Annotated in this window: 26 protein-coding genes; 18 read left to right on the top strand and 8 right to left on the bottom strand. The window is 34.1% G+C overall.

The annotated features are described in order from the left end of the window. Positions 1 to 132 precede the first annotated feature (132 nt). The 10 genes from glyQ to NYE52_RS14550 all read left to right on the top strand — a co-directional run bounded on the left by glyQ (position 133) and on the right by NYE52_RS14550 (position 11,195). Positions 133 to 1,023: a glycine--tRNA ligase subunit alpha gene (gene glyQ, locus NYE52_RS14595; protein WP_341193738.1), complete on the top strand. Its 891-nt coding sequence runs from the start codon at positions 133 to 135 to the stop codon at positions 1,021 to 1,023. Then, on the top strand, positions 1,016 to 3,082 hold the full coding sequence (glyS, locus tag NYE52_RS14590; protein ID WP_341193737.1) for a glycine--tRNA ligase subunit beta: 2,067 nt from the start codon (positions 1,016 to 1,018) through the stop codon (positions 3,080 to 3,082). Before glyQ ends, glyS begins: the two co-directional genes overlap by 8 nt. 204 nt (positions 3,083 to 3,286) lie before the next feature. Then, complete coding sequence (locus NYE52_RS14585) at positions 3,287 to 3,937, top strand: helix-turn-helix transcriptional regulator (RefSeq protein WP_341195202.1); 651 nt, start codon at positions 3,287 to 3,289, stop codon at positions 3,935 to 3,937. After that, positions 3,930 to 4,760 (top strand): pyruvate, water dikinase regulatory protein, encoded by an 831-nt coding sequence (locus tag NYE52_RS14580; protein ID WP_341193736.1) that lies wholly within the window; start codon positions 3,930 to 3,932, stop codon positions 4,758 to 4,760. Before NYE52_RS14585 ends, NYE52_RS14580 begins: the two co-directional genes overlap by 8 nt. Before the next feature lie 408 nt (positions 4,761 to 5,168). Next, positions 5,169 to 5,630, top strand: coding sequence for a YaiI/YqxD family protein (locus NYE52_RS14575; RefSeq protein WP_341193735.1), 462 nt, complete (start codon positions 5,169 to 5,171; stop codon positions 5,628 to 5,630). 40 nt (positions 5,631 to 5,670) lie between these two features. Then, positions 5,671 to 7,485: a DNA primase gene (gene dnaG, locus NYE52_RS14570; protein ID WP_341193734.1), complete on the top strand. Its 1,815-nt coding sequence runs from the start codon at positions 5,671 to 5,673 to the stop codon at positions 7,483 to 7,485. A gap of 39 nt (positions 7,486 to 7,524) precedes the next feature. Continuing rightward, positions 7,525 to 8,649, top strand: a complete 1,125-nt coding sequence (rpoD, locus tag NYE52_RS14565; protein WP_341193733.1) for an RNA polymerase sigma factor RpoD — start codon at positions 7,525 to 7,527, stop codon at positions 8,647 to 8,649. A gap of 175 nt (positions 8,650 to 8,824) precedes the next feature. Beyond that, positions 8,825 to 9,346: a hypothetical protein gene (locus tag NYE52_RS14560; protein ID WP_341193732.1), complete on the top strand. Its 522-nt coding sequence runs from the start codon at positions 8,825 to 8,827 to the stop codon at positions 9,344 to 9,346. A gap of 26 nt (positions 9,347 to 9,372) precedes the next feature. After that, on the top strand, positions 9,373 to 10,083 hold the full coding sequence (locus tag NYE52_RS14555; protein WP_341193731.1) for a tRNA (adenine(22)-N(1))-methyltransferase: 711 nt from the start codon (positions 9,373 to 9,375) through the stop codon (positions 10,081 to 10,083). Then, positions 10,080 to 11,195 (top strand): Nif3-like dinuclear metal center hexameric protein, encoded by a 1,116-nt coding sequence (locus NYE52_RS14550; protein ID WP_341193730.1) that lies wholly within the window; start codon positions 10,080 to 10,082, stop codon positions 11,193 to 11,195. Before NYE52_RS14555 ends, NYE52_RS14550 begins: the two co-directional genes overlap by 4 nt. A gap of 199 nt (positions 11,196 to 11,394) precedes the next feature. Here the strand turns inward: NYE52_RS14550 and NYE52_RS14545 are convergent, their stop codons facing one another. Both NYE52_RS14545 and vrrA read right to left on the bottom strand, forming a co-directional pair. After that, the gene (locus tag NYE52_RS14545; protein ID WP_341193729.1) at positions 11,395 to 12,336 is read right to left on the bottom strand and encodes a 4-hydroxy-3-methylbut-2-enyl diphosphate reductase; all 942 of its coding nucleotides are present in this window, start codon (positions 12,334 to 12,336) and stop codon (positions 11,395 to 11,397) included. Between the two features lie 285 nt (positions 12,337 to 12,621). Then, the gene (vrrA, locus tag NYE52_RS14540) at positions 12,622 to 13,197 is read right to left on the bottom strand and encodes a VrrA/YqfQ family protein (RefSeq protein ID WP_341193728.1); all 576 of its coding nucleotides are present in this window, start codon (positions 13,195 to 13,197) and stop codon (positions 12,622 to 12,624) included. Positions 13,198 to 13,477: 280 nt separating this feature from the next. Between vrrA and NYE52_RS14535 the strand changes: the two genes are divergently transcribed. Together NYE52_RS14535 and NYE52_RS14530 are read left to right on the top strand one after the other, a co-directional pair. Further along, positions 13,478 to 14,791, top strand: coding sequence for a DEAD/DEAH box helicase (locus tag NYE52_RS14535; RefSeq protein ID WP_341193727.1), 1,314 nt, complete (start codon positions 13,478 to 13,480; stop codon positions 14,789 to 14,791). A gap of 17 nt (positions 14,792 to 14,808) precedes the next feature. Further along, a complete protein-coding gene (locus tag NYE52_RS14530) occupies positions 14,809 to 15,702 on the top strand; it encodes a deoxyribonuclease IV (RefSeq protein ID WP_341193726.1) in 894 nt (297 codons plus the stop codon). A gap of 53 nt (positions 15,703 to 15,755) precedes the next feature. Here NYE52_RS14530 and NYE52_RS14525 read toward each other — a convergent pair whose 3' ends face one another. Then, positions 15,756 to 16,013, bottom strand: a complete 258-nt coding sequence (locus tag NYE52_RS14525; RefSeq protein WP_341193725.1) for a DUF2624 family protein — start codon at positions 16,011 to 16,013, stop codon at positions 15,756 to 15,758. A gap of 273 nt (positions 16,014 to 16,286) precedes the next feature. Here NYE52_RS14525 and NYE52_RS14520 point away from each other — a divergent pair, with 273 nt between their 5' ends. After that, complete coding sequence (locus tag NYE52_RS14520) at positions 16,287 to 16,700, top strand: Fur family transcriptional regulator (protein WP_341193724.1); 414 nt, start codon at positions 16,287 to 16,289, stop codon at positions 16,698 to 16,700. 73 nt (positions 16,701 to 16,773) lie between these two features. On the opposite strand, the gene NYE52_RS14515 is transcribed toward NYE52_RS14520, so the two are convergent. Continuing rightward, positions 16,774 to 17,355: a hypothetical protein gene (locus NYE52_RS14515; RefSeq protein WP_341193723.1), complete on the bottom strand. Its 582-nt coding sequence runs from the start codon at positions 17,353 to 17,355 to the stop codon at positions 16,774 to 16,776. Positions 17,356 to 17,524: 169 nt separating this feature from the next. On the opposite strand from NYE52_RS14515, the gene NYE52_RS14510 reads away from it, so the two are divergent. Continuing rightward, complete coding sequence (locus NYE52_RS14510) at positions 17,525 to 17,893, top strand: DUF4190 domain-containing protein (protein WP_341193722.1); 369 nt, start codon at positions 17,525 to 17,527, stop codon at positions 17,891 to 17,893. Between the two features lie 56 nt (positions 17,894 to 17,949). Here NYE52_RS14510 and ispG read toward each other — a convergent pair whose 3' ends face one another. Beyond that, complete coding sequence (ispG, locus tag NYE52_RS14505; protein WP_341195201.1) at positions 17,950 to 19,071, bottom strand: flavodoxin-dependent (E)-4-hydroxy-3-methylbut-2-enyl-diphosphate synthase; 1,122 nt, start codon at positions 19,069 to 19,071, stop codon at positions 17,950 to 17,952. Positions 19,072 to 19,311: 240 nt separating this feature from the next. Then, positions 19,312 to 19,632, bottom strand: coding sequence for a LysM peptidoglycan-binding domain-containing protein (locus tag NYE52_RS14500; RefSeq protein WP_341193721.1), 321 nt, complete (start codon positions 19,630 to 19,632; stop codon positions 19,312 to 19,314). 202 nt (positions 19,633 to 19,834) lie between these two features. Between NYE52_RS14500 and NYE52_RS14495 the strand changes: the two genes are divergently transcribed. Continuing rightward, positions 19,835 to 21,523 carry a methyl-accepting chemotaxis protein gene (locus NYE52_RS14495; protein ID WP_341193720.1) on the top strand — a complete coding sequence of 563 codons (1,689 nt, stop codon included), beginning with the start codon at positions 19,835 to 19,837 and terminating at the stop codon, positions 21,521 to 21,523. A gap of 99 nt (positions 21,524 to 21,622) precedes the next feature. Here NYE52_RS14495 and NYE52_RS14490 read toward each other — a convergent pair whose 3' ends face one another. Then, positions 21,623 to 22,402 carry a DUF1189 domain-containing protein gene (locus tag NYE52_RS14490; protein ID WP_341193719.1) on the bottom strand — a complete coding sequence of 260 codons (780 nt, stop codon included), beginning with the start codon at positions 22,400 to 22,402 and terminating at the stop codon, positions 21,623 to 21,625. A gap of 145 nt (positions 22,403 to 22,547) precedes the next feature. On the opposite strand from NYE52_RS14490, the gene NYE52_RS14485 reads away from it, so the two are divergent. After that, complete coding sequence (locus tag NYE52_RS14485) at positions 22,548 to 23,027, top strand: DUF456 domain-containing protein (RefSeq protein ID WP_341193718.1); 480 nt, start codon at positions 22,548 to 22,550, stop codon at positions 23,025 to 23,027. 56 nt (positions 23,028 to 23,083) lie between these two features. Here the strand turns inward: NYE52_RS14485 and NYE52_RS14480 are convergent, their stop codons facing one another. Next, positions 23,084 to 23,779 carry a Crp/Fnr family transcriptional regulator gene (locus NYE52_RS14480; protein WP_341193717.1) on the bottom strand — a complete coding sequence of 232 codons (696 nt, stop codon included), beginning with the start codon at positions 23,777 to 23,779 and terminating at the stop codon, positions 23,084 to 23,086. A gap of 643 nt (positions 23,780 to 24,422) precedes the next feature. On the opposite strand from NYE52_RS14480, the gene NYE52_RS14475 reads away from it, so the two are divergent. Both NYE52_RS14475 and NYE52_RS14470 read left to right on the top strand, forming a co-directional pair. Then, positions 24,423 to 25,031, top strand: a complete 609-nt coding sequence (locus NYE52_RS14475) for a superoxide dismutase (RefSeq protein WP_312093184.1) — start codon at positions 24,423 to 24,425, stop codon at positions 25,029 to 25,031. 171 nt (positions 25,032 to 25,202) lie between these two features. Then, entirely contained in the window at positions 25,203 to 26,420 is a 1,218-nt protein-coding gene (locus tag NYE52_RS14470) for an MFS transporter (RefSeq protein WP_341193716.1), read from the top strand. Positions 26,421 to 26,471: the final 51 nt, after the last annotated feature.

Genomic DNA, 26,471 nt, shown 5'->3' with positions numbered 1-26,471 from the left:
TTAACTCTCGTCCCTATGTCAAAAAATATTTGGCATAGGGATGAGAGTTTTTTTGCGTTTTTAAAAGAATGAACTCTACATAAAAATCTATGCTGAATAACGTTTTAATAACTCGGAGGTGTAGGAAAGGCAATGAATATTCAAAACATGATTTTAACATTGCAAAAACATTGGTCTGATTATGGCTGCATTTTGATGCAGGCATATGATGTTGAAAAAGGCGCAGGGACGATGAGCCCGTACACATTTTTAAGAGCAATTGGTCCAGAACCATGGAATGTGGCATATGTAGAGCCATCTAGAAGACCTGCTGATGGAAGATATGGCGAAAATCCAAACCGTTTATATCAGCATCATCAATTTCAAGTAATCATGAAGCCATCACCAGATAACATTCAAGAACTATACTTAGATTCTTTAAGAGCGTTAGGAATTAACCCATTGGAGCATGATATACGATTTGTAGAGGACAACTGGGAAAACCCTTCTTTAGGCTGTGCAGGCCTTGGATGGGAAGTATGGCTTGATGGAATGGAAATTACCCAATTTACGTATTTCCAACAAGTTGGTGGTATTGAGTGTAAGCCAGTATCTGTTGAAATAACATACGGGATTGAGCGACTAGCATCTTATATTCAGGATAAAGAAAATGTTTTTGATTTAGAATGGACAGAAGGTTTCACCATAAAAGATATTTTTTATCAGCCAGAATTTGAGCATAGTAAATATACATTTGAAACGTCTGATACAGATATGCTGTTTAACCTTTTCTCTATTTATGAAAAAGAGGCACATAGACAAATGGACGAAGGGCTAGTACACCCTGCATATGACTATGTATTGAAATGCTCTCACGTATTCAATTTGTTGGATGCTAAAGGAGCAATCTCTGTTACAGAAAGAACAGGGTATATTGGAAGATGTAGAAATTTAGCGCGTAAAGTTGCAAAAACATTCTATGAAGAAAGAGAAAAATTAGGATTCCCAATTTTAAAAAGCAAGGAGGGAGAAAGCCATGAATAAAAGAGATTTATTATTGGAGATTGGTTTAGAAGAAATGCCAGCACGTTTTATCACTACTAGTATTAGTACACTGAAGGATAAAATGGAGGCATGGCTTACAGAGAAACAATTAGGTTATGCTTCTGTTCAGGCATTTTCATCTCCTCGCAGATTGGCGCTTCTTGTTACTGGATTAGATGAATCCCAACAAGATATGGAAGAAGAAGCGAAAGGTCCTGCTAAACGAATTGCACAAAATGAAGCTGGTGAATGGTCTAAAGCTGCTGCTGGTTTTACAAGAGGCCATGGTTTAACAGTAGATGACATTTATTTTAAAGAAATAAAAGGTGTTGAATATGCTCATGTTAAAAAGTTTATTGAAGGAAAACAAACTAGTGAGCTACTACCAGAATTAAAAGAATTAATCTTAAGCTTATCTTTCCCAAAAAACATGCGATGGGCTAATAATGATTTACGTTACATTCGTCCAATTAAATGGTTGATCGCATTATTCGGAGAAGAAATTATTAAGTTCTCGATTACTAATGTTGAAACATCTAATAAGTCACTTGGTCATCGTTTTCTTGGTGGGGAAATTATCTTTAATAATCCTTCTAATTATGAAAAGGAAATGTTGGGGCAGTTCGTAATGGTTAATGCAACCGATCGAAAGGAAGCAATTGTTTCTCAAATAAAAAAATTAGAAGAAGAAAACAATTGGATTATTCCAATTGATGAAGATTTATTAGAAGAAGTTACCAATTTAGTTGAATATCCAACAGCTTTATACGGTACTTTTGAAGAGGCATTTTTAGAACTACCAACAGAAGTATTAATAACAAGTATGAAGGAACATCAGCGCTATTTCCCAGTGAAATCAAAGGATGGTAAGCTACTTCCGTTCTTTGTCACTGTTCGTAATGGTGATCATCAGCACTTAGACAAAGTTGCAAAAGGAAATGAAAAAGTATTAAGAGCTCGACTTGCAGATGCAGCATTCTTCTATAAAGAAGACCAAAAATTAGTGATTGATGAACTGCTTAAAAAGTTAGAAGCAATCGTTTATCATGAAGAAATTGGTACTTTAGCGGCGAAAGTAGCTCGAGTACGAGCAATCGCTGCAAAGTTGGCTGAGCAATTACATTTATCAGCAGAAGAGACACAGGATGTTGATAGAGCAGCACAAATCGCTAAGTTTGATCTTGTTACAAATATGGTGTATGAATTCCCTGAGCTACAAGGATTAATGGGGGAACGTTATGCATTGCAAAAAGGAGAGAAAAAGGCGGTTGCAACTGCGATAAATGAACATTATATGCCACGTCATGCTGAGGATGAAACAGCTGCTAGTAATATCGGTGCTGTCCTAGCACTTGCGGAAAAACTGGATACGATTGTATCATTCTTTAGTATTGGAATGGTTCCTACGGGATCACAAGACCCTTATGCATTAAGAAGACAGGCAACAGGAATTGTACAAACGTTAATCGATAAAAATTGGAGTATTTCAATTGAACAGTTAGCTGAGATTACGATTAAGGAAATGTCTGATTCAGCAAAAGTTGCAGGAATAGAGCTAGTTGATTCTGTTCTTTCATTCTTTAAATTACGTGTTAAGCATATTTTACAAGAAGAAGGTATTCGCTATGATATAATCGAAGCGATACTAGCAGAAAAAATAGGTGGGGCCGCAAGTATTTTAAGAAAAGCAAAAGTACTAGATACTCGCAAAGAAAATATTGATTTTAAAGAAGGGATAGAATCCTTAAGCAGAATCATTAATATATCCAATAAAGCCGAAACAATTTCTTCTGTGGAGCCCACTTTATTTGAAAACGAGTATGAAAGTAATCTATATAATAGCTTTATAGCAGTTAAGGAAAAAATCAATAAAGAGGTAAGTGAGGAAGAATATTTCGATTTATTATTCTCCTTGAAAGATGTGATTTCAGCTTACTTTGACCATACAATGGTAATGGCTGAAGATGATAAGATTAAAGCAAATCGCTTAAATATGATGGCAGAAATAGCTGTATATATTAAAGGATTTGCAAGTGTCAACGAGATAATTGTAAAGTAATGAATAGTTGGTTTTAGGAGAGCTAGGCAGGGGAAACCCTACCTAGTTTCGTTTTGTAAAAGGTAATAGGTGGTAATGATTAACGGAACTTTTAAATTTGTAAGGATAAAAAGCTTACTTTTCATTCTTTTTCTTTTGATTCCGGGTATTTCGTATATAATAGTTAATAGATATCGTTACCTAAATGAAGGTGGTGAATAGGAAATCGAACTGAATAAACGTCAAGAAAGAATAATTGAAATAGTAAAAGAAAATGGTCCAATTACAGGTGAGCATATTGCAGATAAATTAAATTTAACAAGGGCTACCCTTCGACCAGATTTAGCGATATTGACAATGGCTGGCTTTTTAGATGCGAGACCTCGTGTAGGTTACTTCTACACTGGGAAAAACTCGGAAAGGTTAGTAATAGATAATATTCGCAATATATTAGTGAAAGATTATTATTCACATCCAGTTGTGGTTCATGAAAATTCCTCTGTTTATGATGCAATCGTAATTATGTTTACAGAAGATGTTGGAACCATTTTTGTCGTTGATGAAGAGTCCACATTAACAGGAGTGGTATCCCGTAAAGATTTACTGAGAGCAAGCATTGGGAAACAAGAGTTAAATTCTTTACCAGTAGCAATTATTATGACTAGGATGCCGAACGTTACGTATTGTTTTAAAGAAGAAATATTAGTAGATGTTGGCTGCAAATTAATGGATCGAGAAATTGATGCACTCCCAGTCGTTGAAAAAACGGAAAATGGTCTTCTTGTGATAGGAAGAGTTTCGAAAACAAATATCACTAGAGCGTTTGTGGACTTGGCTAACATTCGTGATGGAATTGTGGAGGAACAAAATGACTGAAAGACAAATTATTTATGTTGTATCTGATTCGGTTGGTGAAACAGCTGAACTTGTAACTAAAGCAGCAATTAGCCAGTTTTCTGGACATAATGTAAATGTATTAATCAAAAGATTTCCATTTGTTGAGGATAAATCGAATATTCATGAAGTAGTTATGCAAGCTAAAGTAGAGCATGGAATGATTGCCTATACACTGGTCAAGCCAGAAATTCGGAATTATATGAGCGAGCTGGCACGACAAGAAGGGGTATATGCTTGTGATATCATTGGACCAATTATTGATCAATTTCAAGTGTTATGGGGAAAGACACCTTTATATGAACCAGGGCTTGTTCGAAAGCTAGATGAAGATTATTTTAAAAAAGTAGAGGCAATAGAATTTGCTGTTAAATATGATGATGGCAGAGACCCGAGAGGCTTGGAAAAGGCCGATATCATTTTAATTGGTGTTTCCCGAACATCTAAAACACCTCTTTCTCAATTTTTGGCACATAAAAGGGTTAAAGTAGCAAATGTTCCAATCGTACCTGAAGTTGATCCTCCCAAAGAATTATTTGAGGTACCAGCAAGCAAATGTTTTGGGTTGAAAATAAGTCCGACAAAATTAAACAATATTAGAAAAGAACGGCTTATTTCCTTAGGATTAAGTGATCAAGCGAGCTATGCGCAAATTGAAAGAATTAAGGAAGAATTAACTTATTTTGACGATATAGTAAATCGTCTTGGCTGTCCAGTTATCGATGTTACGAATAAAGCAGTGGAAGAAACAGCAAATATAATTCACAGTTTGTATTATCGATCCAAATATAATGCAGATAATTAGGATATTATATTGAACAGTAAGTGGTAACGACTTGGTTCTTCATATGTAGAATCAAGTTTTTAATTGTAAAAAATCAGATCTTTACTAACTGAAATGAACTTTTTCTTAGAAATTATTTGATTCCTTATTCTTTTTTGCTTATATTTTTTGTTCTAGTATTGCATAAAAGGAATAATTATAGATAAAAAAAGATGGAATTTCAAGCGAATTTGTACTATAATAAAAAATTGTGATAAAAAAGTATCATATTTTAGGTTTAGACTTGGCTTTTTACGAATAAACTATTTATTGTGAGAAGTCAAGGAAAGGGATAAAAAAATTTTCGACATTACTTCTTTCGTGAAAAAATTATTTAGGAAGAAGGAATATGTGGAGTGATGTAGAATTAATAGTACATTAGGAAAACATATGGTATATGTTGATGCTGATTCCTGTCCTGTAAAAGAAGATATTGTCGAAATAGCTTCTTATTATCATTATGAATTGTTATTCGTTGCATCCTATGCACATATGAAGCGGGATAATGACGAACAAAAGTGGAAGTATGTAGATAGTGATAAAGAAGCTGTGGATTTATTTATTATGAATGCTACCAAGAAACAGGATATTGTCGTAACTCAAGATATAGGCTTGGCCTCCACGTTATTGCTAAAGCAAGTTACTGTACTCTCACCAAGAGGAGTAATTTTTAAGGAAGACAGTATAAATACTGCACTTGATATGCGGTATTTATCCGCTAAAGCAAGGCGAAAAGGAGTATATGGAAAAGGACCAAAACCTTATACAGAAGAGGATCGACAAAAATTTAGAAGAAACTTTAAAAGGATTTTGTCGAAAGATGAAGGAGAATCGATGGGATACGTCGAATAATTCTTTAAAGTAGGCAATAAGTAGGGAGATGTGTTAGATAATGGTGGCGCGCATTCCTGAAGAAAAACTCAATGAAATTAAACAGGCTACTGATATAGTTGAAATCATTGGAGAGCATGTATCCCTTACTAGACAAGGGCGCAATTTCATCGGTCTTTGTCCTTTTCACGGCGAAAAAACACCTTCTTTTACTGTATCGCCAGATAAACAGATATTCCATTGCTTCGGTTGTCATGCAGGTGGAAATGTATTTACTTTCCTTATGGACTTAGAAGGCTCCTCTTTTGTAGAAGTAGCTTCGAGTCTAGCAGACAGAGCAAGTATAGACTTAGGAATAGAAGTCGCTGACTTGGAAAAGAAAACAGCCATTCCTGATAATCTACAGCAAATGATTGATGCACATGATTTATTATCTAAATTCTACCATCATTTGCTCGTAAATACAAAGGATGGTCAGCATGCATTAGAATATTTGACTAATAGGGGCTTTACTTTACCTATCATTGAAAAGTTCCAAATAGGCTATACACTTAATTCTTGGGATTTAGCTGTGAAATTTTTAGGGAAACGTAAATTTGATGTTTCACTATTGGAAAAAGCTGGTTTGATTGTAAAAAGTGAAAGGGATGATAAATATTTTGATCGTTTTCGCGATCGAATAATATTCCCTATCTGTGATCGAAATGGTAACACAATTGCGTTTTCTGGACGTGCTTTAGGGGATAATAATCCCAAATATCTTAACAGTCCCGAAACACCAATTTTTAATAAAAGCAATACACTTTACAATTTTCATAAAGCAAGGCCTATTATACGAAAGCTTCAATACACTGTTCTATTTGAGGGGTTTGCAGATGTTATAGCTGCCATTAGAGCAGGAGTTGAAAATAGTGTTGCGACAATGGGAACATCCTTAACGGAAGAGCATATCGCAATTCTAAAAAGAAGCGCACGAAATATAACAATTTGTTATGATTCTGATTCAGCTGGGATAGAAGCAGCTTTTCGTGCAGGTCAGCTTCTTACAAAGGCTAATTGTGTTGTAAAAGTAGTAATGTTACCAGACGGAATGGACCCAGATGATTATGTGAATAAATTTGGGGAAGATAAATTGCAACAGGAAATTCTTCATGGAAGCATTCCTTTCATGGGATTCAAAATGCTTTACTATCGAAGAGGGAAAAATCTTCAAAATGAAGGAGATAAACTCGCCTATATCGAAGAAGTAATAGGAGAAATTGCTAAACTGGAGAAGGCGGTAGAAAAAGACCTCTATTTAAGACAACTTGCGGATGAATTTTCGCTTTCATTAGAGGCATTAAAGCAACAACAGATGCAGATGGAACAATCAGTTCCAAATGAGCATGCTGTTGAAAAAAATGTAGTTCCTGTTAAGCAATATACGGTAAAAAAACGAGCAACCGGATTATTACCAGCATATCATACTGCAGAAAAAAGACTGCTTGCACATATGTTTAAAAATGAGGATATTGCCTACAAAGTGCAGGACTCATTACAGGGAAGAGCATTTAATATTGATGAAAATCAAGCAATCTTTACTTATCTTCTTGCTTATTATGAAAAAGGACTAGGCAACGATACAAGTTCCTTTATGAATTTTATTGACGATCCAGATTTACAACGGATTGTAGCCGAAATCGAAATGATGGAAGTAAATGAAGAGGTAAGTGAAGTAGAAATTAGTGATTATATAAAGCAAATCATTAATTATGAGAAAATGCTTGAAATTAAAGAAAAGAAACAAATGTTGAAAGAAGCGGAACGTCAAAATGACTTTATAAAAGCTGCTCAAATAGGCATGGAAGTTCTTTTATTAGAAAAAACGTTAAAATAGGTATATTATTGTCTTGATTTTTTGGAAGGAGGGGGACATATGGCTGAAAAGTCTGCCCGTTCAAAAGAGATTGAAACGGAACTAACCCTTGATCAGGTAAAGGAACAATTAACAGAAGTAGGTAAAAAAACAGGTGTGCTCGCATATGATGATATTGCTGAGAAATTAGCCAGTTTTGAATTAGATTCTCACCAAATGGATGAGTTTTACGAATTTTTAGGAGATCAGGGAGTCGAGTTAATCGGTGATGGAGAAGAAGAAGCTCCTAATGTCCAAGAACTTGCTAAAGGGGAAGAAGAATTCGATTTAAATGACTTAAGTGTTCCCCCTGGTGTAAAAATAAATGATCCAGTTCGTATGTATTTGAAAGAAATCGGAAGAGTTGATTTACTTTCTGCAGAAGAAGAAATTAACCTAGCAAAGCGTATATTGCAAGGGGACGAAGAAGCAAAACGTCGTCTAGCAGAAGCTAACTTGCGCTTGGTTGTAAGTATTGCTAAACGCTATGTTGGACGTGGAATGCAGTTTCTAGATTTAATCCAAGAAGGAAACATGGGTTTGATCAAAGCCGTTGAAAAATTTGATTATGAAAAAGGATTTAAATTTAGTACTTATGCTACATGGTGGATTCGCCAAGCAATTACTCGTGCAATTGCGGACCAAGCTAGAACAATTCGTATACCTGTTCATATGGTTGAAACCATTAATAAATTAATTCGTGTGCAACGTCAATTACTGCAGGATCTTGGCCGCGAACCATCTCCTGAAGAAATTGGAGAAGACATGGATTTATCACCAGATAAAGTTAGAGAAATTTTAAAAATCGCACAAGAGCCTGTTTCTTTAGAAACACCAATTGGTGAGGAAGATGATTCTCATTTAGGCGATTTTATAGAGGACCAAGATGCTACTTCTCCTTCAGAGCATGCTGCATATGAATTGCTTAAAGAGCAATTAGAAGACGTATTAGATACACTAACAGATAGAGAAGAAAATGTTTTAAGATTACGTTTTGGGCTTGACGATGGGCGTACACGCACACTAGAAGAAGTAGGGAAAGTATTCGGTGTAACACGTGAAAGAATTCGTCAAATTGAAGCAAAAGCATTAAGAAAGTTAAGACACCCAAGCAGAAGCAAACGATTGAAAGATTTCTTAGAGTAAGTTTCCAACGGCTTAGTAATCTTCAATACGATTCCATAAAGAAATAGTTTACTTCCTGTATGAAGTGGCTATTTCTTTTTTTTAAGGTTTGAAATAAATAGAAATTTATTTTCTTGTTTACCTTTTTACTTAAAGGAAAAGGAAGTGTTGCTTAAACATGCAAGATCAGAGAAAAATGATTATTGTAAAGGAAATTGCCTATTGGAAAGAAAATAAGATGCTTCCAGAACATTATTGTGATTATTTACTTACCTTATATACAGAAGGCAATGGTGTGGAAGAAAGTAAGGTAAAGAAAAAAGGCAAGAATATATTTCTTTTTTCCCTACTGTTTTTTTTATTCATTCCAATAACTATATTTTTATTATATTTTACTGAATTGTCTTTCATTTTGCAAATGGCTATTTCACTAATTTTTCTGATTTTTTGTTTTGTTGGTATTTTTTTGTATAATAAAAATCAGTTAAATGTAGATATACCGGCTACTGTTGCTGCAATTATCTTTCTTTTATGCAGTGTAGCAATTGTTTTGAAATTTTTTTCTAATGAAATAATATTTTTATATATCATTTTATTCATTAACTGTTTATTTTGGTATTTATGTGGTAAGAGGTATAAGTTATTATATTTTACGATATCCGCTTTGATAGGGGTTTTTTTACTAATAATACTTATTGTAACTAAGTATTTGCTTTAACTAGAATTTGAAATGTGGTGTTAATAATGAATACAGATAAATTATCCAAACGATTAGAAACCGTTGCAAAATACATACCTAAAAACGCAAGATTTGCAGATATAGGATCTGACCATGCCTATTTACCATGCTATACGGTGAAACGAAACGATGTTTGTTTTGCGATTGCAGGAGAAGTAGTGGAGGGCCCTTTTCAGTCAGCAGTTAAACAAGTGAAATCAGAAGGATTAACTTCAAAGATATCTGTGCGAAAAGGGAATGGCTTAGACGTTATCGAAGCAAATGAAGTAGATTGTATTACGATTGCGGGGATGGGCGGTACATTGATTGCAACAATATTAGAAAGTGGCAAGAACAAATTAGAATCTGTTCAAAGACTTGTTTTGCAGCCGAATGTTAGTGCGTCTTCTATTCGAGAATGGTTGTTGAAGAATGAGTGGGCTTTAGTAGCGGAAGAAATTTTGGAAGAGGACGGAAAAATTTACGAGGTTTTAGTTGCAGAAAAAGGGGATTCTCACTCTTTGTATGAAACAAATAAAACGAGTGAATTATTATTTGGTCCATTTTTAATGAAAGAAAAAAATGAAGCATTTGTGAAAAAATGGACGATGGAAAAAAAGAATTGGCAGAGGATACTTATGCAACTAGAAGCTGCGCCAAACTCAGAAGAAAATTCTCGAAAACGAAAGGAACTGCATGAAAAAATTAAATTAGTAGATGAGGTGATGAAACAATGAAGAATATTAATGGCTATGAAATAATATCTTTGTTTGAACAATTCTCTCCTAAGAAATATGCAATGGAAGGCGATAAAATAGGACTGCAAGTTGGGGATTTAAGCAGACCTGTTAAGCGGGTAATGATCGCGTTGGATGTTCTTGACGAGGTTGTGGAAGAAGCAATTTCGCAAGGGGTTGATTTGATTATTGCTCATCATCCACCTATTTTTCGATCTCTTTCTAAAATAACGATGGATAATCCATCTGGAAAATTAATGCATAAATTAATTAAGCATGATATTGCAGTTTACGCTGCTCATACAAATCTTGATGTCGCAAAAGGTGGGGTCAATGATCTTTTAAGTGATGCCTTAGGATTACAAGATGCTGAAGTATTAGTTCCAACCTATGAAGATAAATTAAAGAAATTAGTCGTTTATGTACCTAAAGATCATGCGGAACAGCTGAAAAAAGCAATTGGCGATGCAGGTGTTGGAGCAATAGGAAATTATGGTCATTGTGTCTTTTCAACGGAGGGAATCGGTGAATTTCAACCTTTAAAAGGATCTAATCCATACATTGGGAATGTAAATAAATTAGAACATGTAGAAGAAGTGAAAATTGAATCGGTGTATCCGGCTTCAAATGAAAAGAAAATAGTAAAAGCAATGCTTAAAGCCCACCCATATGAAGAAGTTGCTTATGATATCTATGATTTACAAATAAAAGGGGAACAATTGGGCTTAGGTCGAATTGGTAAGGTAGAAGAGACAACATTATTAGAATTCGCTAATCATGTCAAAAAGGTTCTTGAAGTAGACGGGGTACGTGTAGTAGGCAATTTAGATGCAAAGGTCAAAAAAGTGGCGGTTTTAGGGGGAGATGGTAATAAGTATTATTCCCATGCTTTAATGAAAGGTGCAGATGTCTATATTACAGGAGATATGTATTATCATGTTGCCCATGATGCACAAGCTGTGGGGTTAAATATTATCGATCCTGGACACAATGTAGAAAAAATAATGAAAAACGGAGTATCAAAGGTATTAACGAAAATGTGTGAAGAAAAAGGCTATGAGGTGGATATTTTTGCCTCTGCTATTCATACAGATCCATTTACTTTTATTTAATGAAGAATAATGAGCAGACAGACTTTTTTTTTAAGTATGTCTGCTTTTTAAGTTTTTTAGAGCTGGGGATGAACGCTGCAAGTAGAAGAGGAAGAAATAAAAGTGGCGTTCATCAAGGGAATGAAAACCTCGATAGCTCCAAATGTCCTCCAAAAAATAAACAAAACGCTCACTCAAGAAGTGAACGCTTGTTTCCATGTTATTTAACCTTTACTTTTGGCAAAATTTTATTTAATGGTACTTTCTTTTCTAATGGCCAGGTATTTTCATCGGCAGGATCATATTGATCTAGAAAATTAATGACCTCTTTCGTAATAGGAGTAGGAGTCGAGGCACCTGCTGTAACTGCAACGCTATTTGCATCTTTCAACCACTCTAGCTTAAGTTCTGAAATGTCAGCTATACGATAAGCCTTTGTATGGGCGATTTCTTCAGAAACTTGAGCTAAACGATTTGAGTTATTACTTTTTGGATCCCCTACAACAATTAAGACATCTGCTTCTCCAGCTTGTTTGGCAACTGCTTCTTGTCTTACTTGTGTAGCTAGACAGATTTCTTTATGGAATTCAGCATGTGGAAAATTTTTCTTAATGCTTTCCATTAAATCTGCAACATCCCATTGACTCATTGTTGTCTGGTTCGTAACGAGAATTTTCTCACGATTAATCTCTAATGCGTTAATATCTTCTTGTGTTTCTACTAACGAAACAGCATGGGGAGCAACTCCAACAGCTCCTTCAGGCTCAGGATGACCTTTTTTCCCTATATAAATAATATAGTATCCTTCTTTTTCTTTTTCTTTAATCAAATCATGGGTTTTTGTTACATCTGGACAGGTTGCATCCAATGTAACTAATCCCTTTGCTTCCGCAATTTTGCGAACCTCTGGTGACACACCATGGGCTGTAAAAATAACGGTACCTGAATCTACTTTTTCTAATATTTCTTTTCTATTTTGTCCGTCCAATGTGATAATGCCTTCTTCTTTGAATGCATCTGTGACATGCTGATTGTGAACAATCATCCCAAGAATATAAATAGGACGAGGTAGTGTTTTATCTAAAGCTGCATTTCTAGCAATAACCATGGCATCAACAACACCGTAGCAATAGCCCCTAGGTGCGATTTTTATAACCTTCATTCTCCGATTCCTCCTGCATGATACTTCTCTATAACAATATATTAAGTATTAGGTACTATTATTTCTTCCAATAATATAACATGTTTATTATATATAACATAGGAACGGTTTACAAAGTATAACTGTCTGGAAAAAGGATGATTCATAAGTCTATTAAAAAAATTGACCAAACAAAGCAAAAACCAATCCAGATTCACTCTTGGCAATAGGCACTGTTGATTCATAATGGAGCCTAGTTTGGAATGAAACGTTTTATTGGTTCATGCTTGAAAGGTCAAGGGATATTTATACATATAATTTAGGTTTCGGAGCACCAGTAGATTTTTCAGGTGCTGATTCTGTTTCAAAATCATCATTTACATCTTCAATGGTCTTGATTTGTTTCTTTGTTGCTGGTTTAGTTGTTTTTTCACTTTTTACTGAATTCGTTGGTTGTTCTGTAACTTCTGCTTCGTCTGTTTCATTGCTCGAGCTTGTTAATCCTCTATACATTTTCCAAATAGCAGGGATGTTTTTAACCATTGGACCATATTGATTAATCATCGGTCCAATTTGGCTCGCGGTATTAAGGAATTTTTGAGAATTTGCTAAAAATCCATTAATGGAAGAAGGGTTGGTCAATGTTTTTAGCAATCCGCCGCCCCCAGATGCAGCACTTCTAGCTCCTGCGTTCGTAGCAGCTCCTGCTGCATTATTACCGCCTCCGAGAAGTCTAGATAGTAATCCGCCGCCACTTCCTCTGCTCGGCCCTCCACCTCTGCCCATTGCGCCTCCAGGAAAGTTAGATGGACCTCTCATTCCCGGCATTCTCCCACCCATTGGTGGTCCTTGGAACGGTCCACGTGGTCTTGGTGGCATCATAAAAAACGCCTCCTTTCACTTATACTACTTTATAGAGTATGCAAAGAGTCAGAAGATGTTTAGGTTTTGCAAAGAAATAATGGATAGCTTTACGTGTAATGTAAAAAGCTAGGAATAGGATAAACCATTGAGTGATTTATGGTATTGGAAAAAATAAAAAGGGCACTCGTTATAGCCTTTTAGGTAAATTTTTATTATAATTAAATGATGGACAAAAGAGCTATAGGTAAATGCCAAATCTGTGCACGTTCATTTATCTGGCTATTAAGGAGTTTTATATATGAGTAATAATCAATTTAAACAATACGAGTTAAAACCATTTATTATAGATGCTATTGATGAATTAGGTTTTTACGAACCGACAGAAATTCAACAGAAAGTTATTCCTCTTGTTTTAAAAGGGGAAAGTGCAATTGGTCAATCACAAACTGGAACAGGTAAAACCCATTCCTATGTTTTGCCGATTATTCAAAGAATAGTAGCTGAAAAACAAGCGGTACAAGCTGTTATTACAGCACCAACAAGAGAATTGGCGAATCAAATCAACCAAGAAATTTTGAAAATAATTAAGCATTCAGAACAACCAATAACGTCCCGCCTTTATATTGGAGGTACAGATAAACAGCGTTCTATTGAAAAGTTAAAGACGCAACCACAAATTGTTGTAGGTACACCAGGAAGAATTAATGATCTTGTTAAAGAGCAAGCATTATTTGTGCATACAGCTAAAATTCTCATTGTCGATGAAGCTGACTTAATGCTTGATATGGGCTTTATTGAAGATGTCGATCAGATTGCAGCGAAAATGCCTAAAGATTTAAGTATGTTTGTATTTTCAGCAACCATTCCTGAAAAATTAAAACCATTCTTAAAGAAATATTTAGAAAATCCAACGTATGTTCATATTGAGCCAAAGCAGTTGACTGCTGCAAATATTGAACATATTCTAATACCTTCTCGACACCGTGATAAAATCACAACTGTCTATGAAGCATTAGTAAGTTACAATCCTTATCTTGCAATTGTATTTACAAATACAAAGCAAATGTGTGATGAAGTAGCAACTGGTTTATCAAATAAAGGTCTTAAGGTTGGAAGATTACACGGTGGATTAACCCCTCGTGAACGCAAAAAAGTAATGAAACAAATTCTAGATTTAGAATTCCAATACATCATAGCAACAGATTTAGCGGCAAGAGGAATTGATATTAAAGGGATTAGCCATGTTATCAACTATGAGCTGCCTTCAGACCTAGATTTTTATGTACACCGCGTCGGTAGAACAGCAAGAGCTGGTTATTCAGGAATTGCCTTAACAATCTATGAGACGTCTGATGAAGACAAGCTAAACCAGCTGGAAAAATTAGGTATTGAGTTTAAGCATATGGATCTAAAAAAAGGCGAATGGATAGAATTAGAAGATCGAAATCGCCGTAAAAACCGCAAGAAGCAAGTAGACGAAATTGATTTAAAAGCTAAGTCACTTGTCAAAAAACCGAAAAAAGTTAAACCTGGATATAAGAAAAAAATGCAACTACAAGTAGAAACAATTAAAAAGAGAGAAAAGAGAATAAGTAATAGAAAAAATAGGTAGTAGAGGAGTTGGTTGATTTGTTGAAAATTGGTTCACATGTATCAATGAGTGGAAAAAAGATGTTACTAGGTTCAAGTGAAGAAGCAGTCTCCTATGGTGCTAATACTTTTATGATCTATACAGGGGCTCCACAAAATACAAGAAGAAAGAAAATAGAAGATTTAAATATCGCAGCAGGTCAACTTCATATGGAGCAAAATGGCATAAAAGATATTATTGTTCATGCACCATATATTATTAATATTGCCAATACAACGAACCCAGCTACTTTTGAATTGGGAGTAAATTTTTTGCGTAGTGAAATTGAAAGAACAGAAGCACTAGGAGCAAAGCAAATTGTCTTACATCCAGGTGCACATGTAGGCGCAGGCGCGGAAGTTGGCATTAAAAAGATCATTGAAGGCTTAAATGAAGTGCTTACTGGTAATGAAAACTTGCAAATAGCCCTTGAAACAATGGCTGGAAAGGGTTCGGAATGTGGTCGCAACTTTGAAGAATTAGCAATGATTATGGAAGGTGTTACACATAATGATAAATTATCAGTATGCTTTGATACATGTCATACTCATGATGCTGGATACAATATTGTAGAAGATTTTGATGGTGTATTAGAAGAGTTCGATCGAATCGTGGGAATCGATAAATTAAAAGTATTGCATATTAACGATAGTAAAAATATTCTTGGTGCAAGAAAAGATAGACATGAAAATATCGGTTACGGTCAGATTGGTTTTGATGCATTGGTGAAAATAGTTCATCATCCGCAACTAGAAGATGTTCCAAAAATATTGGAAACACCGTATGTTGGAACCGATAAAAATGATAAAAAAGCCCCTTATAAGCATGAAATCGAAATGATTAGAAATAAAACATTTAATGAAAATCTATTGGCAGAAATTTTACAAAGTTAAAAAACGCTCATTAGAGCGTTTTTTATTTCAAAAGTAAAGTTAAGTATGGTAGTTTACTGCTCGGCAAATAAATTAAATAAATCGTTTAGTTCCTTTGCTGTAGCAGGACTTGTTAATTTAGCTACCTCTCTAATTAATTGTGCGCGTTCATTAGGCTTGAAAATATTGATTTTTCGTCCGTTAAGATGATTAGCAAGTTTTACTGCTTCCTCATTTGTAATTTTAATTTTGAACTGTTTACTGTATTTCATTAATTCAGTAGAGGTTATGTTGTTGATTTTATGATTGATTATATTTTCAAAAATTTTCATGTCATCACTCCCCATTCTAACATATGAGGAGTTAGACAAAAATGTGCTATTTTTTTTTGATTTCTTTAATTAATCTTTATAAGTAGAAGATATCTTTACAGAAATCGTTCATTCTTGTATACTGATTTTGAAACCATTTAGAGTAAATAAATCGTAATGATTACTATAGATTTTTTATTTTTATAAGGAATAGAGTAAAATCAGGAAAAAATTATTTGGAATATAAGTATCCTTACCTGTTAAAAAAGACAAGCAGAAATGAGGTGGAGAAAAATGAATGTACAAAGTGCACTAGATATCCTGAAGGAAAAAGGATATAAACATACGGACAAGCGAGAAGATATATTAGCATTATTCTCGACTGAAAATAAATATCTAACAGCCAAAGATGTATTAGAAGCTTTAAAGGATGACTATCCAGGTTTAAGTTTTGATACGATATATCGTAATTTATCCTTATTTGCAGACTTGGATATTTTTGAAATGACAGAATTAAATGGCGAAAAGCATTTTCGCTTTACTTGTTCTCATCACCACCACCACCATCATTTCATTTGCTTAGACTGTGGAAAAACAAAAGAAATCATTACTTGTCCCATGGAAGAACTGACAGAAAGCTTAAATGGCTATGATGTTTCTGGTCATAAGTTTGAAATTTATGGGAAATGTCCGGAGTGTCAAAAATAAGAAAACGAAGCATATCTATTGAGATATTGCTTCGTTTTTTTATTTAATAATAACTGGAACCATTAAAGGAAAGCTATTTATTGAATGGAGAATGGAGCCATTCTTCCACCCATTCATATGCTTCATTCCATGTTGTGACGCGTATAACTCCTTTAGGTATGGGTTTCCTATTATATGGCGTATCAAAGAGAATAACTGGAATACCTAACTCCTCATGAAGCATAACGGCGTTATCATGCTTATCTTCAAAGAATATATCTACTTTGTTTTTTTTGGCAGCAGCTATTTTATGATGGGAACCAATTAATTCAATATGGTCAAAGCTAATACCGTTATTATTAAACCATTCCTTAGTTAGATCAAGCATTCCTTCGCCTCTTGCACTAATAAATATGAGTTCATGTTGTTTTGCCCATTTTTCTAATACAATATTCGCTCCCTCGGCAAGGGGAGATGCCGTGTAAATTCTAGCCTCATTTTCCATAAACCATTTGTCAAATTCTTCGTTTGAAACGTTTACTAAAGGATAAAATTCATACTGTACAACATCCTCAAACGAAATATTTAATTGAAAGCTTTCATTTAAAAAGGGAACAAATGTAGCAGGGCTAGTTACTGTTCCATCAATATCAATTCCAAAACGCATTTTTTTCATTTTATGCTCCTTTGTCCAATGTTGTTCCTATCTAGCTTACCAAATAATGGGGTCAAGGAAAAGGATAGAAGTAAAAAAGGAGAAACGTATGTAAAACATTTACAGACATAGGGACAGAGAATTTGGTGATGATAATAAATGCTCCTATTAAAGAAAGCGAGGGATCATCATGGCAGACCAAAATAGCAATGAAGGATACAGTCACGATTTTCAAGATAGAGAGCGAACTGGATCACCTGTTGATTATTTAGAAGAAACATCAGCAGAAATAACACCTCCAATGACTTATAATGCTACACGTCCAGTGACCTCTGGTGTTGGGAGAGATAGGGAAGTAGCAGGAGGTAAAGGAATTGGTATTACAGCTTTAATCATTTCTATCCTGTCCTTGTTTGTAATGCCTATTATCTTAGGTATTGTCGGGATAGTATTAGGATTCATAGCAAGAAGAAAAGGAGCATCCGCACTAGGAACATGGGCAATTACACTAGGTGCAATCTCCATTATCATAGGAATTTTTATTGCCCCATTCTTCTAACAAGAATTGAAAATCAAAAAATCTAACCTCTGTATTGAGGTTAGATTTTCTCACTTTTATGGTTGTACACTAACAGTATCATTTTTTTCAGCTTCTTCAGCTGCTTTTTTTGCAAAATATTCTTCCGCTATTGTATCGATTTCCTTCTTAAGTTCTTCTACCATTGTTTCTTCTGGAACTTTGCGAACAATTTTTCCTTTACGGAAAAGTAATCCTTCTCCACGAGCACCAGCAATACCAATATCTGCTTCTCTTGCTTCCCCTGGTCCATTAACTGCACAGCCAAGAACAGCAACCTTAATAGGTGCTTTTATGGTAGAAATGTAATCTTCTACTTCATTGGCAATACTAATTAAGTCGATTTCGATACGACCGCAAGTTGGACAAGAGATTAATGTAGCTGCATTAGAAGAAAGACCAAATGATTTTAACAGTTCTCTAGCAACTTTTACTTCCTCAACAGGATCCGCGCTTAAGGAGATACGTAAAGTATTTCCAATTCCTTTACTTAAAATAGCACCGAGACCAGCAGCGCTCTTTACTGTTCCAGCAAAAAGTGTTCCTGATTCAGTTATTCCTAAATGTAAGGGATAATCAAATGCTTTAGCAGCTTTTTCATATGCTTCAATAGCTAAGTTCACATCAGAAGCCTTCATGGATACAATAATATCATGGAAATCAAGGTCTTCTAATATTTTGATATGATGTAGAGCACTCTCCACCATTCCATCAGCAGTAGGATATCCATATTTTTCTAAGATTTTCTTTTCTAAAGAACCAGCATTAACACCAATTCGAATAGGGATACCTTTTGCTTTAGCAGCTTTAACAACCGCTTCAACTTTCTCTCTTTTTCCGATATTACCTGGGTTAATCCGGATTTTATCCGCACCACCTTCAATTGCCTTTAAGGCAAGTCGATAATCGAAATGGATATCTACAACTAACGGTATATTTATTTGTTTTTTAATCTCGCTAATAGCATCGGCAGCACGTTCATCAGGACATGCGACACGAACAACTTGACAGCCTGCTTCTTCTAAACGCTTAATTTGTGCAACAGTTGCCTCGACATCATGTGTTTTTGTTGTTGTCATGCTTTGGATAAATAGTTCATTACTTCCCCCAATTGTTAAGTTACCAACTTTAATTGGTCGGGTTTTTGTACGATGTATAATTTCACTCAATGGTGATTCGCTCCTTTTATATTGGACCAGCCAAAATAATTAGCTTTTCATTTATTCCTAGTATCGTTTCCTATTGTATCAATGAATCGTTCATATTGACAAGAAACTTGCTGAAAATTGCATTGGCTTTTTAATGGGAAACATCTATTCTGAGAAAAAATAAGTAATGGATCTAAGTAAATATAAAAAAACTCCCTCAAAATAGTTTATTTTTGGAAGTCTGCATTTATGTTATTTATAGATTGGAAAAATATATGTTTTTCCAATCTGAATATCTTCAGGTTTTAAACCATCATTTAATTGTTGAAAGTCCTTTACTACGGTCTCAAGGCTTACAGATATACCACCAGTCGAATATTGTTCTACTATGGAAAGAACGGTATCACCAGATTGAACTTTTTGTTCGAAAAAATTGCTGGAATCTTCTGGAGATGCCTGTACTTCTAGTGATGGTTCTTGTTTTTGGGTGGAGGAAAGTGTCCCTTCATTTAAATCAATATATATAACATAAATGGTTACTAAAATTGCAAATGTAATAAAAAACCTTTTCATCCTAAAGCCCCCTAAAATGATTATAGACAAAATATATGCTTGTCCAACATTCACTAGAACTATTAAAAGAAAGATATTATTCAGATCTTCAAATGGGGAAAAAAGAGTAGGTAAATAGTCATAAAATTAATAATAAATTACTTAATTTTTACATGTCCTTAATAAATATTTGTGAAAATATGGTGTAGGGGGGACGAAAGAAATGAAAATATTGAAGAATAAAAAACAATCAAAGGAAAGGTTTTCTATCCAAAATCGATTATTCCTTTTTATTTTGCCATTATTTATTATTACTATTTTTATTTTAACAATGATTTCTATTAATAGCTCTACGAAGATAACTATTCAGATGATGCATGAAAGACTAGAAAAAGAAGTGGATACCATTTATATTATGGCTCAGAATACCATGTTAATGTATGTTGGCCAGGAAGAAAAGTTCCAAACGAAAATGGAACAAATAATTAGAGACCAGGATGCTAGCTTTGCTAAAGAAGGGTTAAATGCCTCCTTCTTTTTGCTATCAGAAAATGAAATTAAACCTTTTAAAGTGAGTCAAACTTCACCATTAAAGTGGGAGGATTCATTTATACAAAAAGCAAACGAATTAGAATCAGGTGTATTGGAAACACAATGGAACGGTAAAACCTATACAGTAGCTTTTCAAAATATACAAGAATTAAAAGGGATTTATCTATTAGTCATCCCGCAAGAAGAGTATTTACATAATGTCACTCAGTTGAAAAATAGCCTTCTTCTTTTTTCAGCATTGAGTATTATAATTACCGCAATTGTTATTCGACTTTTTGTTAAGACGATGGTAAGCCCGCTATTAAAGCTACGAGAAATTATGCGGGTTGCAAGAGATGGTCAATTAACAGAGGTTACTTCCATTAAAACTTCTATACCGGAGATTATGTCACTGGTTAACAGTTATAATTTATTAATTAAGAGGTTACAGCTTGTATTATCTGAAATGCAAGCAACAAGCGCTCATTTGGCTAAAACAAATGAAATATTACAAACAGAAGCGTTGCAGATGATAGAAAGTGGCGAAACGCTCAGTGAAATGATTAATACAGTTAAAAATGGAGCAGAGCAAACAGCAATAAGCTCAGAGCAAAATATAACTATATTTCAAGAAATGAAAGCATTAAGTGTTCAATTAGAAGAAAGTAGTAAGAAAATAAATGAACATACAGGAAAAATGAATCGTGCTGCCATATTGGGCGAAGAAAATATGAATAATTTATTTGCAAGTCAACATTTACTACAAGACAAAGTAACGGTGATATATAGTAATAACGATTTACTTAATAATCATGCTCTATCTATTAAAAAGGTAGTAGAAGATATTAAAGGACTTGCAGAACAAACAAAGCTTTTGGCTTTAAATGCTACGCTAGAAGCAGCTCGAGCCGGTATACAAGGAAAAGGGTTTGCGGTAGTAGCAAATGAAGTGAAGAAACTTGCTGTTTTATCTTCTAAATCAGCAGAAGATATTAAAACTTTCACACTTGATATGGACCAAATCATCCAAAAATCATCAACTGATTTACAAGATATTCAATTAAATTTCACAAAAAGTGCTGATTTAGCAAAAAAAGCGACGATATCTTTTAATCAATTACTGGAAGGAATTTCTCTAGTTAGTGTAGGTTTAAAAGATAATCACCATCTTTTGAATGAGCTTCAAGCGTTTTTTCCAAAAATGGAGCATAGTACACTACATGTAACGTCAATTAGCCAACAGACACTTGCAAGTTCAGATGAAATGAAAAAGATAGGGGAAATACAGCAGGACAGTATTCAGATAAATGCAGATATCAGTTCAAGGCTTTCGAAATTAGTAGTAAAATTAGAGGAAAATATTAATATGGAAGAAGAATAGGATAATTATTAGGACATAATAAACAATAAAGCAAAAACTATCTCAAGTAGTTTTTGCTTTTATCATAATGGGTAGCTATATTACATAGACAAAAAAGGTTTACGGTTGCATTGGCTTTTCCGGTTGAACCTCTTTAATAACTAAGCAAACAAGGAATAAGCTAATAAACCAATTTAATAAATAACCGCTAGGAACCATTGTTTGTAGGCTGTCCATAATCGTAAAGAAAATAACAGGAATAGTTGTACTATATACGGTGATTTTCCAGCATTGTGCAAATGTTAATGCTCTGCCAAATATCTTTGAGAAAAAGTTTCCAAACATAGCAAGCACGATTGTTTGCAGCACTTTATAAATAAGCATAAACAGGATATAGATGACCACTAAAATAATGATAAACACATATGCTAAAGAATCCATCGTTTGAATAAAATCAATAAGCTCTTCTTTTGTTAAGGTGATATTTCCGAATGAGGAATATTCAAACCTTTGGGCCTGTCCTGAAGTCACAATGACAAATTCGTCCTTTAAAAGAGCTACAGTATTTCCGTAAGAACTAATTTTTGTATGATCGTAGGTCCCTGAAGAATCTAAAATGATTGTTAAATCAGGCTTTTCAATGATAGTTGGTTCTTCTTGATTTTCTGTATGTAGTATATTATCGCTTATTGTAAATGAAGGTACTTCTTCCTCCATTGTTATACTAAACGTATGTATTGCTTCATTAATTCCCTTATTTAAGTAATACAAATTAGGAAATGATGCAATAATAGTTAAAAGCAACAGATAAATAATGGTTTTGCCGATACCTTGAAAACGGAAGCTTGCTATATCTTTTGGAGAATAGAGGCTTCGATAAAACTGCTTAAAAATATTCATTCTGACACATCCTTCAAAAGTTTCATCCTTATTGTATCTTTTTACAGCAAGTAGATACAAGTCTCAGCATTTGATTTGCAGAAAAAAGTATGATAAACAATTTAAATGGTTTATCATATTTAAATTAGAAGAAAAGAGGAACGGTATGGATATTATTTATTGGATTATAATTAGTGTTTTATTCATTATTGCTTTTATTGGTCTAATTTATCCAATCATCCCTAGTGTACTATTTATTTTAGCGGGATATCTTTTATATGGTATCTTTTTTTCGTTTGAAGAACTTAGTGTACTTTTTTGGATTATACAAGGGATGTTTGTTATCCTATTATTTTTTGCTGATTCCGTATCCAATTGGATAGGAGTAAAGAAATTTGGTGGTACGAAGGCAGGGATTTGGGGAAGCACAATTGGATTACTCGTAGGTCCTTTTGTCATTCCTGTAATCGGCATTCTTCTCGGACCATTTATAGGAGCTGTTCTAGCTGAGCTTATCGTTAGTAAGACGAATTGGAAGACTGCACTTAAAATAGGGGTAGGCTCATTAATCGGTTTTTTGAGTAGTGTAGTTACGAAAGGTATAATACAGGGGATAATGATTGTTTATTTTTTTCTAAAAATATAAGGGGGAAAGGAAGGGAAAGAGTGCAACTTTTAAGTATCTCTTTCCCTTTGCTTTTCTTAATTTAGCCCACAAATATCAACAGGGCAGTTTTGGCAGTCAACTGCTTTTTTTAAATAGGCAAGGTTTTTTACGGTTATCTTCTGGTTGCTATAGTCAATTACTTCCCTTTCTCTTAAATCTTTTAATATCCGCTGAATCACTTCTCTAGTCCCAAAGGTTAAATTAGCTAGTTCTTGATGAGTAATTGGGATATCAATCATGATTCCTTCTTTATTCTTAATCCCAAATGAATGACACAGTCTTATTAATATGCTATAGAGACCACCTTTTTTCCCATTCATAATAAGGTCTTGGCATTTCATATGTGCCTTTAGATATCCTGTACTTAACCATCTAGTAATGGAAGTAAGGAGCATTGGGTCTTTTAACGCTAAATCTTCAAACTCTTTTCGATCTATTGCAAGAACATCACAATCTGTAAGACTTTTTGCAAAAAAATAATATTTAGGTGAATGTTTAAATATTTGGTATTCTAACAGTAATTCCTCGTCATGGAGTATTTTAATCACAAATTCTTTGCCCTTCTCATGTACTCTCCCAAGAGAAATCGTTCCATTTAATAAAATATATATTTTTTGAACAGGATCTTTTTCTTGAAATAATAAAGTTCCTTTTTTTATATGTTCTATTTTGTCTGTTTCAAAGAAATGTTGAATCAATAAACTATATAACGATAGTTGTACTTCATTCATAAGAAAGCACTCCTTAAAAAGTTCCTCTTTACTTGATTTAAAAACATTGTGAAATATTTGTCAAACTATAAATGGGATAAAATGGAATGAGGATGAGTCGTTCGAATCACAATCTACGCCAGAACGTTGATTCAATAGGGAGAAATGGAAAAATGACAATTTATCGAACTTATTACAGGATAAGTTCTAATAGTCGCGGTAAGCATACTAATTAGTATGAACACAGAAGTGATGTTAATCACTAGTAGGTATTGGGAGATGGATTGCCTTTTATTATTTTCTAAGGTGAGGAGGAAAAAGTGTTTTTTAACAAAGGAATGCACGCCAAAAATTTGCCGTATAAAAGGAAAAGTGGCTTTAATGGAAGGAAATAAACATGGATTTTTCTCCTAATCAACAGAGTGTAGGTAAATTCCATTGATTTTGTCGCATTCCATTTATCCGTATTAAAACTAATCCTTGTCTGTTTAAAATAATTAATAATGGGTATTTTAAAGAGGGAATCTTTTCAAGCAAATAGATTGAAAGTAAGTTCTATATTTGATAATGTATTGTTAAAGAGCTTCTCTTATAAGAATTGTCGAAATAGGACAAAGCTTTATAAGGAAGAAGATAATACATATAATATTAGGAGGAATTAGACATGGCTTATTCATTACCACAATTACCTTACGCTTATGATGCATTAGAACCTCACATTGATAAAGAAACGATGAATATTCATCATACGAAACATCATAATACTTATGTAACAAATTTAAACAATGCATTAGAAGGAAATGACGAATTACTTTCTAAAACAGTTGAAGAGCTTGTATCTAATCTTGATGCAGTTCCAGAAGCTGCACGTACTGCAGTTCGTAACAATGGTGGCGGTCATGCAAACCATTCATTATTCTGGGAAGTGATTTCTCCAAATGGTGGCGGTCAACCAACTGGTGATTTAGCTGCTGCTATTGATAGCAAATTTGGAAGCTTCGAAAACTTCAAAGAAGAATTTTCAAAAGCTGCTACAACTCGTTTTGGTTCAGGCTGGGCATGGCTAGTTGTTAACAACGGTGAGTTAGAAGTAACAAGCACTCCAAACCAAGACAATCCTTTAATGGAAGGCAAAACACCAGTTTTAGGATTAGACGTTTGGGAGCATGCATACTACTTAAACTATCAAAACCGTCGTCCAGAATACATTAGTGCATTCTTTAATGTAATCAACTGGGATGAAGTAGCTAAGCGTTATACAGCTGCTAAATAATTTTAAGTTATGCGAAAGCCCTGTGAGCAAAAAAGCTCACAGGGCTTTTTATATTCTTATTAGCAATATAGCCAAGTATTTTCGCTTATTTTCATAATTGTTAGTTTTTATATATAATGCATAACGATATTCATTTTGTTAGAAACTACTCTAGAACAAAGGGGAGTTTCTATGATGAAAATAGGTAAAATATTAGGTGATGTAGAGCTTACAAAAGATTTAAAAATATTGTTGCTCACAGGAGGCTTGTACGCATTAAGTGTAGCGCTTTCTAATACTTTCGTGAACGTATTTCTATGGAAACAGTCAGGTGAATTTAGAGATTTGGGATTGTATAATCTTGCTATCATCTTGCTACAATTAATTACCTTTACACTTGCTGGCAGATGGGCAAAGAAAATTGATCGTGTAATTGTATTCCGAATCGGAGTTGCCTTCCTTACTATTTTCTATTTGACAGTATTATTAATTGGAGACAAGGCATCAACATTTCTTCTAGTGCTAGGAGCAATACTTGGTATTGGAAATGGATTCTATTGGCTAGCGTATAATGTACTAACATTTGAAGTAACAGAACCGGAAACTAGAGATTTCTTTAATGGGTTTTTAGGATTGTTAAATTCGGTTGCTGGAATGATAGGACCAATGATTGCTGGATTTATTATTTCTCAATTAACAAAGTCAACAGGTTATATGATTGTTTTTGGAATGTCTCTTGGGCTTTTTCTTTTAGCAGTTATTTCGAGCTTCTTTTTGAAGAGAAGACCAGCAGAAGGCAAATACTTTTTTAAAAGAATTGTCGAAGAACGAAAACATAATTATAACTGGAAACTCATTACAAATGCTCATTTTTTTCAAGGCTTACGTGAAGGTGTCTTTGCGTTTATGATAACTGTCTTTGTCTATATAGCAACAGATAGTGAATTGGCTTTGGGGAAATTTGGGTTAATAAATTCAGGGATTTCATTTGTTGCCTATTACATTGTTTCGAGGACAATCAAAAATGAGAATCGGAATAAGTCTATTTTAGTTGGGGGAATTATGTTATTCCTATCGATGTTTATTATCGTTTTTGATTTTTCTTATACGAAATTGCTGATTTATGCGAGTACAATAGCTATAGCCTATCCATTAATTCTAGTTCCTTACACTAGTTTAACTTTTGACGTAATCGGAAAAGGCTGGAAAGCAGGAGAAATGAGAATTGAATATATAGTCGTGAGAGAATTGTTTCTTAATCTAGGAAGACTCTTATCCGTTCTCATTTTTATAATTGGCGTTAGCATATTCAATCCAAATAAAGTAATACCTGTTCTGTTATTTATACTAGGAAGTGGGCATTCTGTGATTTATTTCTTTGCTAGGAAAATAAGATGGAAACCAGCTTAAGTGAGAGGAGGATCTGTTTATATAGCAGATTCTCTTCATTTTTTATACAAT

The sequence above is a fragment of the Niallia sp. FSL W8-0635 genome, assembly GCF_038007965.1.
GTDB lineage: Bacteria > Bacillota > Bacilli > Bacillales > Cytobacillaceae > Niallia.
Note: the sequence above shows the minus strand (reverse complement) of the source record. Positions and strands in the feature narration are given on the sequence as shown.